Below are 12,306 nucleotides of genomic sequence, written 5' to 3' on the forward strand. Positions count from 1 at the left end.
ATGGCGTCGAACATCGCTGCGCTCAACGACTTCGGCCAGAGCCCCTGGTACGACAACCTCACGCGCGAGCTGCTGCAGGACGGAGGGCTCGCCAAGCTCTTCAAGGACGACGGCATCCGGGGCGTCACGTCGAATCCCACGATCTTCGAGAAGGCGATGGGCACAGGTGACGTCTACGACGAAGGCTTGGCGACGTGTGCGAAGGACGGTCTGGGGATCGAGGAGTCGTATTGGCGTCTCGTCACCGAAGACGTCGCGAGCGCGGCCGACCTGCTCCGGCCGGTGTACGAAGCCTCGGGCGCCGCCGATGGATTCGTCTCGCTGGAGGTGTCGCCCGACCTGGCGCACGACACCGGCGGCACCTGCGCACAGGCCAAGGAGCTGTTCGAGGATCTCGGGCGACCCAACGTGATGATCAAGGTCCCAGCGACCAAGGAAGGGCTTCCTGCGATCACGGCCACGATCGCCGAGGGGATCAACGTGAACGTCACCCTCATCTTCGCGTTGCAACGCCACGCTGAGGTGATCGACGCCTACCTGACTGGTCTCGAGCAGTTGGCGGCAGCGAATGGCGATCTCGCCCGCGTGTCGTCGGTGGCCTCCTTCTTCGTGAGCCGCGTCGACACCGAGACCGACCGACGCCTCCCAGAGGGTCACGAGCTGCGCGGCAAGACCGCAGTCGCCAACGCCAAGCTCGCCTACCGGTTGTTCACTGAGTCGTTCGCCGGTGAGCGCTGGGAGGCACTCGCCACGAAGGGCGCCCGACTGCAGCGTCCACTTTGGGCATCGACCTCGACGAAGAACCCGGACTATCCCCCGACGCTCTACGTCGACGAGCTCATCGGGAAACACACCGTGAACACGCTCGCGCAGGCGTCGGTCGACGCGCTCCACGAAGGCAAGGCCACACTGCGCGCCGACACCGTCGAGCACGACGTCGCCAGCGCGCACCAGGTCATCGACGCGCTTGCGGATGCCGGGGTTGACTTCGACGACGTAACGGCCACCCTCGAGCGCGAAGGCGTTGCGTCGTTCTCAGCCAGCTTCCACGACGCCTTCAACACCCTCGAGAAGAAGCGCGCAGAAGTTACGTAGAGCGTGTCGCAAGCGCCGCCGCGGCGCGCAAGTGCTCGGTGATGTCGTCGAGGGTTGCGTTGGCGTTGATCCCGCTCGGGTTGGGCATGACGTAGACCGGTCGGTGACCGAAGCCTTGCCTCTGCTCCCCCGCCTTCGCCTTCGGGTCGATCGCCGCGCGCCAGCCGGCGAAGCCGACGAAGCACACCGCGTTCGGCTGAAGCCATCGGACGAGGCGCTCGACGCGGGCAACGCCGTCGATGTAGTCGGCCTTGGACAGCGCGTCGGCCGACTTCGTGGCCCGCTTCACGAGGTCCGTCATCCCCATCCCGTGCTCGCTGAGCGCGTGCGCGGGCTCACGGTCACGAGAGACCAGTCCGGCAGCCAACGCCGCGGGCCAGAAGCGGTTGCCGGGCCGGGCGAAGCCGACACCGACATCCGCCGCGTATTCGCTCGGATTCAGGCCACAGACCAACAACTCCATGTCTGGCCGGACAAAGTCAGGGAGGGTTCGTGCTCGTGTCGCGTGCACGTTGATCCATTCGCCTTCGAGCACCATCTCGTCGACCGTGAAGCCGGCACCGACCACGACGTCGCGCAACGGCTCCGTGTCCCATTCGGCGAAGAGTCGCCCTGCGAACTCGTCGTCGGGGATCTCGCCTTCGTTCGATCCGGGTCGGAACGTGAACGCGGCGGGGGCGCTCACCTCGAGCGCGCGATGCAGCTCCATGAGGGCGTACGGGAGGCGCGCCCGGCGCACATGGAGATAGCTCGCCCGCGCCCATGAGCCCCCGACGCTGCCTCGCCGGAACGGAAGTGCCTCGAGATCGGCTTGCATCGGGAGTGCATCAGGTGCCGCGTCCCGAGCGAGCGCAACCATGGCGTACGCCGCGTCCAGCGCCACGACCGGATTCCCGAGATGCTCGAGGTGGAGACCGGCTCCACAGCCGACATCGATCCGCGCGGCCCCGCGCCTCACCTCTTCGCCCAACGCTCGCGCGCGCTCCGGAAAGCGCGCTGGCCGACGATCGCGCCACTCCTGCGCTCGTTGCTCGTACACGTCGACGGTGTCTCGATCCACCGGCCGTATCATCGCCCACGTGGAGGGCACGATCGAGGTGGTTCCCGATGTCGCGCAGGCATTCGCCGCGCTCCTCGTCGCCGAGGCACCGCGCTCGCTCGCACTGTCAGGCGGCGACACGGCTCGTCGCTCCTACGAGCTCCTCGTCACCGCGGACCTGGACTGGGCCAAGGTCGATGTGCTCTTCGGCGACGAGCGGTGGGTTCCGCTCGGTGATCCCGACTCGAACGAAGGCATGGCCCGCGTCAGCTTCCTCGATCAGGTGGGACCACACGAGGTGCACTCGATGCGAGAGGCGGGGACGACGCCGGAGACAGCGGCTTTGGCGTACGACGAGCTACTTCAGGGCTTGCCCACACTCGACGTCGTGCATCTCGGCCTCGGCGAGGATGCCCACACCGCGTCGCTCTTCCCAGGGTCCCCCGCACTCGACGAGTCCGCACGCCTGGTCGTCGCGACCGGAGACGAGCTTCATCCACACCGGAGGCTGACGTTCACCTTCCCGGCGATTGCACGATCTCGGCTCGTCGTCTTCACGGTGTCCGGCCCCGAGAAGCGCGACGCGTTCTCCCGGGTTCGTCGCGACGAGCCCGTCCCGGCGGCGAGGGTGAGGGCCGAGCGCATCGTCTGGCTCGTCGATGATGCGGTCGTCGCCGACTCTTGAGGGCTCTAGTCTCACGGGCATGTTGAGCCGTCTCGACGCGCTCCACCTCACGCACGCGTCCCCTGCCGAGCTGTTCCCCGACGCTGCACGACTTCGCGACGCCGGTCACGGCGATCGCATCACGTTCTCGCCCAAGGTCTTCATCCCGCTCACGATGCTCTGCCGCGATCGGTGCGGCTACTGCACCTTCGCCAAGCCACCGGCTCGGCTCGCGTCGCCGTACCTTTCGATCGACGAGGTGCTCGCGATCGCACGCAGTGGGGCCGACCTCGGCTGTCACGAGGCATTGTTCACGCTCGGTGAAGCACCCGAAGACCGCTACCCCGCGGCGCGTGCCTGGCTCGATGGGCACGGCTACTCATCCACCGTCGACTACCTCGCGGTTGCTGCTCGTGCCGTCCTCGACGAGACCGGTCTGCTTCCGCACGCCAACGCGGGCGCGCTCACGCGATCGGAGCTGGAGCTGCTTCGGGAGATCAGCCCGTCACAAGGGATGATGCTCGAGACCCTCGCCGCGCGTCTCGCCGAATCCGGAGGCCCGCACCACGGTGCGCCTGACAAGACGCCCGAACGCCGGCTCGCGACGCTCGAGGCGGCCGGACTCGCGGGCGTGCCGTTCACCACCGGGATCCTCGTCGGCATCGGCGAGACACGTGACGAGCGCCTCGACGCCCTGCTCGCGATCCGCGAGTCGCACGAGCGCCACGGACACGTGCAAGAGGTCATCATCCAGAACTTCCTGCCTAAGGCGGGGACGGCGATGCACCGCCACCCCGCGTGCGATCCCGATGAGATGATCTGGACCGTGGCCGCGGCACGGCTCGTGCTCGGTGCGGCGATGCACCTCCAGGCGCCTCCGAACCTCGCAGATGATCTCGGCCGGCTGATCGAAGCGGGCATCGACGACTGGGGTGGCGTCTCACCGGTCACACCCGACCACGTGAACCCCGAGCGACCATGGCCTGCTCTCGATCGGCTCCGGCATGCAACCGAGGCCGCGGGCAAGGTGCTCGCCCCGCGCCTCACCATCTATCCCGAGTACGCCACTACCGCAGAGCGCTGGCTCCACGCCGACACCGTTGCCGCGGTGATCCGCGCCTCCGACTCAGAAGCGCTGGCACGCGACGGCATGTGGGTAGCCGGAGGCGATGAGTCACCACCACACGTCCTCCCGGCACCGATCCCGACGCGGGCGGGTGGACCGGTCGGCGAAGTGCTCGCGGGCGTGCTCAACGGTGAGGAAGTCGATGTCGACGAGATCGTGACGTTGCTCAGCGCTCGCGGCTCCGAGGTGACGCGGGTCGCGGAGGTCGCTGATCAGCTGCGTTTCGATGCCGTCGGCGACGCCGTGACGTTCGTGCGCAACCGGAACGTCAACTACACGAACGTGTGCACGTTCAAGTGCCGATTCTGCGCGTTCTCCAAGGGTCCGCTCTCGCTCAACCTACGAGGTGCGCCGTACCTCCTGGAGCTCGAAGAGATCCAGCGCCGAGTCGTGGAGGCAGTCGACCACGGGGCAACCGAGGTGTGTCTCCAAGGCGGCATCCACCCCGACTTCGACGGCGACTACTACGTCGACGTGGCGCGCGCTGTGAAAGAGGTCGCACCGACCATCCATGTGCATGGTTTCACTGCTTTGGAGGTCACCGAGGGCGCTCGTCGTCTGGGCATGCCGCTCCGCGACTACCTCCTCGTGCTCAAGGACGCAGGCTTGGCCAGCCTGCCGGGCACCGCGGCCGAGATCCTCGACGACGAGGTGCGCGCCGTGATCTGCCCGGACAAGGTCACGACCGAAGAGTGGCTCGAAGTCCATCGGGTCGCGCACTCGATCGGGCTCCGCTCGAACATCACGATCATGTTCGGCACGGTCGAACGACCCGTCCACGTAGCGCGGCACATGGTGCGGACGCGTGCCGTGCAGAAGCAGACCGGAGGGTTCACCGAGTTCGTTCCGCTCCCGTTCGTACACATGGCTACGCCGATCTATCTCCAGAAGCGTGCTCGCCGCGGTCCGACCTTCCGCGAGGTGCTGCTCGTGCATGCGGTCGGCCGCATCGCGTACCGAGGTTGGATCGACAACGTGCAGGTCTCCTGGGTCAAGGTCGGGATTGGTGGGGCGCGGCAGGCGCTCGTTGCAGGCTGCAACGATCTCGGGGGCACGCTGATGGACGAGAACATCTCGCGCGCGGCGGGCGCGAGTCACGGACAAGAGATCGACGATTCCGATCTGCGATCGATCGTCGAGCCGATCGGTCGACACCTCGAACAGCGCACCACCCTCTACGGTCGCACCCAGACCTTGGGTCGACGTTTGCGCGCCCGCGAGTCGGTACCGATCCCGGTGACGAGCGTCACCGGCGTACTTGCCTGATGACAGCACCGACTCGTTCGCTCGACGTCGTCGGGATCGGGAACGCCCTCGTCGACGTGCTGAGCCACGAGAGCGACCAGTTCCTCGAGGAGCACGGCCTCGTAAAGGGCGGCATGTCGCTCGCCGACGGCGCCCGAGCTCACGCGCTGTACGACGACATGGGCCCGGCAACGGAGATCTCCGGCGGCTCGGCCGCCAACACGATGGTCGGCATCGCGTCCTTCGGTGGACAGACGGCCTTCGTGGGTCGCGTTCGCGACGACGAGCTCGGCGATGTCTTCGCCCACGACATCAGGGCCGCAGGGGTGCGCTTCGAGACTCCTGCGGCCCGCGAGGGGCTCTCGACAGGGCGCTGCCTCATCGTCGTCACGCCCGACGCCGAACGCACCCTCACGACGTTTCTCGGAGCCGCAGCCGAGATCGGACCCGCGGATGTCGGGCATGACCTGATCGCGTCCTCACAGGTGACCTACCTAGAGGGCTATCTGTTCGACCAACCCTCCGCGAAAGACGCCTTCCGGTTCGCCGCCCGAAGTGCACACGATGCTGGCGGCCGTGTCGCGCTCACCCTCTCTGACTCCTTCTGCGTCGACCGTCACCGACATGACTTCCTCACGCTCGTCGAGCACGAGGTCGACATCCTCTTCGCCAACGAGCACGAGATCTGCGCCCTCTACGAAGTCGATGACTTCGACACCGCGCTCCAGCACGTGAACCACCAGTGCGAAGTTGCCGCGCTCACGCGCAGCGCCAAGGGCTCCGTCGTCGTGAGCGGCGACGAGACGCATGTGATCGACGTCCATCCGGTCGCGGGCGCCGTGATCGACACCACCGGTGCGGGCGATCAGTACGCGGCCGGCTTCCTCTTTGGTTTCACACACGGCTACGACCTCGCGCGCTGCGGCCGGCTCGGGAGCCTCGCCGCGAGCGAGGTGATCTCGCACTTGGGCGCGCGGCCAGAGACGTCACTGGCCGACTTGGGCGCGTCACTGCTCCGGTGAGATTCCCCCGCTACCGCACGGGGGATGCCGAGCTCGACAAGGCGATCGCTGAGCTCGTCGAAAGGGCCGGCACTGAACCCGAGAATGCCGATCTCGTGTTCGAGCTCATCGCTTCGACGTTGCGACTGGCGCGTGATCGAGCGGACCGCGGCGACCTCAAGATGGCCAATGCCGCACTCAAAGAGATGCGCTCGACCTTCCACGTCTTCGAGCCGTACCGCTCGGGCCTGAAGGTCGCGATGTTCGGTTCGGCGCGCACACAACCCGACGATCCGCTGTACGACCAGGCGCGCCGTTTCGCCGCCGCGATTGCGGGGCGCGACTGGATGGTGATCACCGGGGCGGGCCCAGGGATCATGGAAGCCGGCATCGAGGGCGCCGGCGCCGACCGGGCGTTTGGCGTCAGCATCCGCCTCCCCTTCGAGACCGCGACGACCCAGCTCGTAGCGGACGACCCGAAGCTCATCAACTTCCGCTACTTCTTCACGCGCAAGCTCGCGTTCATCAAGGAAGCCGACGGCTTCGTGCTGCTGCCCGGCGGCTTCGGCACACTCGATGAGGCATTCGAGCTGCTGACCCTCGTGCAGACCGGCAAGGCGCAACCGGGACCGATCGTCCTGCTGGACGTGCCGAGAGGTACCTACTGGACCGACTGGCGCACGTTCGTGGAGCGCGAGCTCCTCGCCCGCGGTTACGTATCCGATCACGATCTCGACATGGTGCTGATCACCGATGATGTAGACGCGGCGGTCGAGGAGATCGTCGGATTCTACGCCAACTATCACTCGCAGCGGTTCGTCGACGGCCGGCTCGTGCTGAGGATGCAACACGCGCCCGACGATGCACGCCTTCGAGCGCTCACCGAAGAGTTCACCGACATCGTCGCTCGAGGCGAGATCGAACGGGTCGACGCCTCAGGCGCGGAGATCGCCGACGACGACCATGTTTCGCTCGAGCGGGTCGCGTTGTGGTTCAACCGGCACGGTTGGGCGCGGCTCCGCGCGCTCATCGATCGCGTCAACGAGGAGAAGAGGGACCGCTGAATCCGTCAGTATTCGGGCGTGTGACCGAGGGCCTTCAGCGCTCGTTCCACGCCCCGGCGGGCCTGCTGGAGGCGCCGCTCCTGCGCGATCGCCTCCTCGTCGCCATCTTCGGCCGCAGCCCGTAGCCGCTCGTACGCCAGTTCGCGCAGCCGCTCTTCGACACGCGTCAGCGTGTCCACCAGATCGCCTGTGTCGCCGACGTCACTCACGTCGAAGCAGCCTCGCGCGCATCCAGCGCGAAGGGCAGCCGACCCGGCGCGAACTTCCCGCGTGGATCGAACCCGTGCTTGATCCGCGTCATCAGCTGAGCGTTGGGCAACCCGACTCCGAACCCGTCGAGGCCTGGAGCACCTGCCTCACGCAGCAACCATCCACCGGTTGACTCCGCGACTCTTCTGGCCGCGGCGAGCCCGCCTTCCTCGTCGCAGGCAATGTGCACGGTGCCGACTCCCGACTCCGCCAGCCAACGGACGTTGCCGAGCGCGCCCAGCGCGCGCCCGAGCGCGCCGATCTGTGCTGGCGGGACCGAGGCGCGCCCCCGGTGCTCACCGTCAGGAAGGCGAGGCGGCGCTTCGAGCGGCTCGACACCGGCTTCCCCACGCTGTTGCTCGACGTCGTCGGGATGGCCTTCGAGCAGCACCGAGGTCGTGACACCGTCCCACAGCACTGCGGACGGCCGGAAGCAACGCGCCCGAACCGCGTCTGGCGGCTCATCGGTCCGACCCCATCGCACCTCCGGAGGTCGAGGCTGACAACGAAGGATGACGCGGGTCAGCACACCGAGCGTGCCGAGCGAGCCGACGAGCAGACGCGGCATGTCGTACCCGGTGACGTTCTTCACCGTGGGTCCCCCTCCACGCACGAGTTGCCCGTCCGCGTTGGCGAAGCGAACTTCGAGGACGCGGTCGCGCAACGGCCCGTACCGCAGCCGTCGCCAACCCGACAGACCGCACGCCAATGTCCCGCCGATCGTCGACGATGGGTCGCGCGGGTCGAGCGCGCACTCCTGGCCCGCCTCACCGAGCACAGCAGTCAGCTCGCCGACGGTGGTGCCGGCACCGACCGTCACCGTGAGCTCGGCGGGGTCGTACGCGACCACACCGGCTGGCGCACGCACTTCGGTCCCGACCGGTGGTGGGCCGCCGACCTCTCGGTGGATACGCGACCCGACTGGATCGACCACGTCGGCCGCGGCGACGGCGGCCGCCACCTCACGCTCTGCGGCAAGGAGGTCTAGATCCACGCGCCCTCCGGGACGACCGCGAGCTCACCGCATCGGCTGCCGCGCGGAAGGATCTTGTCGGGGTTGGCTCGACCTGACGGGTCGAATGCGTCGCGGAGCCGAGCCTGCGCATCGAGATCGGCGGCGTCGAACACCATGGGCATCGCCTCGCGCTTCTCGAGTCCGATGCCGTGCTCACCAGACAGCACACCGCCGGCGTCGACGCACGCCTGGAGGATGGCGTCGCCGGCCGCATGCACGCGCGTCCAGATACCCGGCTCTCGCGCGTCGAAGACGATGAGCGGGTGAAGATTGCCGTCGCCGGCATGAAACACGTTCATCATCGTGAGCCGCTGCTCTGCCGCGATGGCGTACACCTGGCGGAGCACGTCCACGAGACGCGTGCGGGGAACCACCGCGTCGTGGAGGTAGTAGTCGGGAGCGATCCTCGCGATCGCCCCGAAGGCCGACTTCCGTCCTTTCCAGAGCAGCGCGCGCTCCGATTCGTCGGCTGCCACCCGGACGGTGCGCGCGCGGTGCTCGAGACCGACGGTACGGACCGCCTCCACTTGGGCTTCGACACCATGCTCCAAGCCATCGAGCTCGACGAGGAGGACCGCGGCGGCATCGCGCGGGTAGCCCGCCCCCACGAAATCCTCGACGGCGCGCGTGATCTCGGCGTCCATCATCTCCAGGGCCGCGGGAACGACACCTGCCGCGATCACGCCGCTCACGGTCGCAGCCGCGTCCTCGATCGAAGTGAAATCGAGGAGCAACGTGCGCACCGCAGGTGGATTCGGCGTGAGTCGCACGGCGATGCGCGTGGCCAAGCCCATTGTGCCTTCACTACCCACGAAGCAGCCGCGGAGGTCGTAGCCGGGTTGGTCGGGCTCGACCCCACCGAGATGGGCGACCGAGCCGTCCGCAAGCACGACATCGAGGGCGAGCACATGTGCCGCAGTCACGCCGTAAGCGAGGCAATGAGGTCCGCCGGCGTTCGTCGCCACGTTGCCGCCGATCGTGCAGGCCTGCTGTGACGACGGGTCGGGCGCATAGTGCAGACCAAGGTGCTGCACGGCGCGGCTCAGGTCGAGGTTGAACACACCCGGCTCGACCCACGCGAGCCGCTGGTCCTGATCGACCTCGAGCACCTGGTTGAGGTGCGTGGTGACGATGACGAGCGGTCTCCCGACCGGCGTTGCACCGCCCGCCAGGCCGGTACCGCTCCCGCGTGCCACAAACGCTCGGTCGTGGCGGGCCGCGACACGCACTGCCTGGATCACCTGGTCGGCGGTCGCCGGGAAGCACACGGCGGCGGCCTCGCCGACATCCACACCTGCGTCGCGTCCGTAGAGGCTCAGCTCGAGCGGCTCCGCTCGCACACGATCGGCGCCGAGCGCAGCCTGGAGGTCGGCGAGCAGCGCGCGGTCCTCGTCGATGGCCGAAGCCTACCGATCGGCTGGGTACGCTCGACCCGACGCCTGGAACCGATGGAGGACGCAATGCCGGGTCCGACCCGCGAGTGGGTCACCTTCGATGATCCCAAAGAGGATGGACGGCGTTGGCAGGTCGACGTCACCTTCCTCCTCTCTTCGTGGCAATGCATCTACGGCTGTGGCTGTCAGGGGGTCCTCACCGAGCGTGCGCCGGAGATGGTTCAGGGTTGCTGCTCGTACGGTGCCCATTTCTCGGACCGGAAGGACCGTGACCACGTCGCGCGCGCGGCCAAGAAGCTCACTGATGACGAATGGCAGTTTGCTGCGATCGGTCGTAAGAAGGGCGTGTACGCGAAGTGCGGGAAGGACGAGGACGGGAAGCAGGAGTGGCGCACGCGCTTGGTCGATGATGCATGCGTCTTCCTCAATCGACCCGACTTCCCGGCTGGCGCCGGTTGTGCGCTGCACCTGCACACGATGCGCACCGGCCAGCACCACAGCGCATTGAAGCCGGAGGTCTGTTGGCAGCTCCCGCTCCGTCGCATCGACGAGGAACAAGAAGACGGCACCGTTGTGTCAACCCTCACCGAGTTCGCGCGCGAGGGATGGGGCGAGGGCGGCGACGACTTCGCCTGGTGGTGCACCGAAGCACCCGAGGCGTTCACGGGAGCCGAGCCGGTCTACCGGAGCCTGGGTGTCGAGCTCACCAAGATGATGGGCGACAAGCTGTATCGCCAAGTCGCGGGATACCTCGAGACGAGGGTTTCGTCGCGCAACGGCGTGGTGCACCACCCGGCCGAGACCAAGGTCACGCTCGGCGCGCCACGCCGCTCCCGGCGCTCCTGAAACCGCGCGGCACCGGAGCGCAGCGGAGGTGCTCGCCGAGGGAGCGAACGCCTGAGCGACCGAGATCTAGAGGTAGAGCCCCGTCTCCCCTTCGGTCCGCACCGACGCGACCGCGTGGACATCACGCTCACGGAGGATGAGGTACTCGTCGGCCCTGATCTCGACTTCGTAGCCACTGTCAGGTGCGAAGAGCACGTGATCGCCTTCTTCGACATTGCGCACCGTGGGGCCCACCGCAACGACTGAGGCCCAGACCAGCCGGCGATCGACGTTGGCTGTCGCCGGGATCAGGATCCCGGACCGCGACTTGCGCTCGCCGATCTCATCCGACGGACGGACGAGGATGCGATCCGCGGTCATGCGAATCGACTGTTTGACGTCATCCTCGTTCTCAGCCATCGGAGGCAAGGTTACCGATCGCGTCGCAGGTATCCTGCGACGCAGGGAACCGAGGCCCGAGCGGCCTGGCGCGTAGGCGGCGGCTGTGCCGACCGCCGAAGCAGGAGTCGTCGCTCGCGACGACGACCAATGGAGGCGTAGCGCCGAGAGCGGAAGTTTGGGTTACCGATCGCTGCTTGCTTCGTGGGCACCGTGGCCACTCGGGTACATTGCTCCGGTCCCGTCCTTGGAGCGCGCGTGTCCGACTTCGTCGCACCATCACCGACATTGAGCGTCGCCCGCTCGCGCGCGCGGCGGTTGCAGCGCACCCTCGGTGCGTACGTCCGGCTCACCAAGCCGCGCGTGATCGAGCTTCTCCTCGTCACGACGGTTCCGGCGATGGTTCTCGCCGCCGACGGAGTCCCGTCGCTCGATCTGGTCATCGCGGTGCTCGCCGGCGGCGGCCTCGCTGCTGGGGGCGCGAACACGATCAACTGCTGGATCGAGCGCGACCGCGACCAGCTCATGCGTCGCACCCGGGACCGCCCGCTGCCCGCCCGAGAGATTCTCGCCACGCACGCGCTCGTGTTCGGACTCGCGCTCGAGGTCCTCGCCTTCGGTTTGCTCTGGGCGACGGCGGGCCTCCTCGCCGCGGCCCTCGCCATCGGGGCCACGCTGTTCTACGTGTTCGTCTACACGATCTGGCTCAAACCCCGCAGCGTGCAGAACATCGTCATCGGCGGCGCCGCGGGCGCCGTCCCCGTGCTGGTCGGCTGGGCCGCGGTCACCGGGACCGTGGGAGCGCCGGCATGGCTCCTCTTCGCCATCGTCTTCTGCTGGACGCCGCCCCACTTCTGGGCCCTCGCCCTCCGATACCACGACGACTACGCAGCAGCCGGCTTCCCGATGCTGCCGGTGGTCAAGGGCCGGAGAGCGGCGACGCGTCAGATCGTCGCCTACAGCGTCTTCGTCGTTGCGGTGAGCCTCGCACTCCCGCTCGTGGCAGCCAGCGGCATCGTCTACGGAGTTGCGGCCGCGCTCCTCGGAGTCGCGCTGGTCCGCGAGTCCTTGCGGCTGCTGCGCGATCCCAGCTCGGAGCGCGCGATCCGGATGTTCGTCTTCTCCAACACCTATCTCGCGTTGCTCTTCGCGGCCGTTGCCGTCGACACCCTCGTCCGCACCTCCTGAGG

At 67.7% G+C, this 12,306-nt stretch carries 12 protein-coding genes; 7 read left to right on the forward strand and 5 right to left on the reverse strand.

From position 1 onward, the window contains the following. Positions 1-1,095 (forward strand): transaldolase, encoded by a 1,095-nt coding sequence (gene tal / locus WEE69_13060; protein MEX1146222.1) that lies wholly within the window; start codon positions 1-3, stop codon positions 1,093-1,095. Here tal and WEE69_13065 read toward each other — a convergent pair. After that, on the reverse strand, positions 1,088-2,155 hold the full coding sequence (locus WEE69_13065; protein MEX1146223.1) for a uracil-DNA glycosylase family protein: 1,068 nt from the start codon (positions 2,153-2,155) through the stop codon (positions 1,088-1,090). The two genes, tal and WEE69_13065, sit on opposite strands and share 8 nt — an antisense overlap. Positions 2,156-2,174: 19 nt before the next feature. Between WEE69_13065 and pgl the strand changes: the two genes are divergently transcribed. From pgl to WEE69_13085, 4 genes are read left to right on the forward strand one after another with little or no spacing between them, the layout of a single operon-like run. Next, entirely contained in the window at positions 2,175-2,819 is a 645-nt protein-coding gene (pgl, locus tag WEE69_13070) for a 6-phosphogluconolactonase (GenBank protein ID MEX1146224.1), read from the forward strand. A 19-nt stretch (positions 2,820-2,838) separates the two neighbouring features. Further along, positions 2,839-5,190: a 5-amino-6-(D-ribitylamino)uracil--L-tyrosine 4-hydroxyphenyl transferase CofH gene (gene cofH / locus WEE69_13075; protein MEX1146225.1), complete on the forward strand. Its 2,352-nt coding sequence runs from the start codon at positions 2,839-2,841 to the stop codon at positions 5,188-5,190. Then, the gene (locus tag WEE69_13080; GenBank protein MEX1146226.1) at positions 5,190-6,191 is read left to right on the forward strand and encodes an adenosine kinase; all 1,002 of its coding nucleotides are present in this window, start codon (positions 5,190-5,192) and stop codon (positions 6,189-6,191) included. Before cofH ends, WEE69_13080 begins: the two co-directional genes overlap by 1 nt. Continuing rightward, positions 6,188-7,234: a TIGR00730 family Rossman fold protein gene (locus WEE69_13085; protein ID MEX1146227.1), complete on the forward strand. Its 1,047-nt coding sequence runs from the start codon at positions 6,188-6,190 to the stop codon at positions 7,232-7,234. Before WEE69_13080 ends, WEE69_13085 begins: the two co-directional genes overlap by 4 nt. A 5-nt stretch (positions 7,235-7,239) precedes the next feature. On the opposite strand, the gene WEE69_13090 is transcribed toward WEE69_13085, so the two are convergent. Genes WEE69_13090 through WEE69_13100 form a run of 3 tightly spaced genes read right to left on the reverse strand, consistent with a single transcriptional unit; the run spans position 7,240 to position 9,838 of the window. Continuing rightward, a complete protein-coding gene (locus WEE69_13090; GenBank protein MEX1146228.1) occupies positions 7,240-7,443 on the reverse strand; it encodes a hypothetical protein in 204 nt (67 codons plus the stop codon). Beyond that, a complete protein-coding gene (locus WEE69_13095) occupies positions 7,440-8,477 on the reverse strand; it encodes an FAD-binding protein (GenBank protein MEX1146229.1) in 1,038 nt (345 codons plus the stop codon). Before WEE69_13095 ends, WEE69_13090 begins: the two co-directional genes overlap by 4 nt. After that, positions 8,468-9,838, reverse strand: a complete 1,371-nt coding sequence (locus tag WEE69_13100) for an FAD-linked oxidase C-terminal domain-containing protein (GenBank protein ID MEX1146230.1) — start codon at positions 9,836-9,838, stop codon at positions 8,468-8,470. The genes WEE69_13095 and WEE69_13100 overlap by 10 nt, the downstream gene beginning before the upstream one ends. A 120-nt stretch (positions 9,839-9,958) precedes the next feature. On the opposite strand from WEE69_13100, the gene WEE69_13105 reads away from it, so the two are divergent. Beyond that, positions 9,959-10,738, forward strand: a complete 780-nt coding sequence (locus tag WEE69_13105) for a hypothetical protein (GenBank protein ID MEX1146231.1) — start codon at positions 9,959-9,961, stop codon at positions 10,736-10,738. A gap of 66 nt (positions 10,739-10,804) precedes the next feature. Here the strand turns inward: WEE69_13105 and WEE69_13110 are convergent, their stop codons facing one another. After that, complete coding sequence (locus WEE69_13110) at positions 10,805-11,137, reverse strand: co-chaperone GroES (GenBank protein MEX1146232.1); 333 nt, start codon at positions 11,135-11,137, stop codon at positions 10,805-10,807. Positions 11,138-11,374: 237 nt separating this feature from the next. Between WEE69_13110 and WEE69_13115 the strand changes: the two genes are divergently transcribed. Then, positions 11,375-12,304: a heme o synthase gene (locus WEE69_13115; protein ID MEX1146233.1), complete on the forward strand. Its 930-nt coding sequence runs from the start codon at positions 11,375-11,377 to the stop codon at positions 12,302-12,304. The last annotated feature ends 2 nt before the right edge of the window (positions 12,305-12,306 follow it).

This window comes from Acidimicrobiia bacterium (genome assembly GCA_040881685.1).
In the GTDB taxonomy this organism is placed as follows: Bacteria; Actinomycetota; Acidimicrobiia; order IMCC26256; family PALSA-555; genus SHVJ01.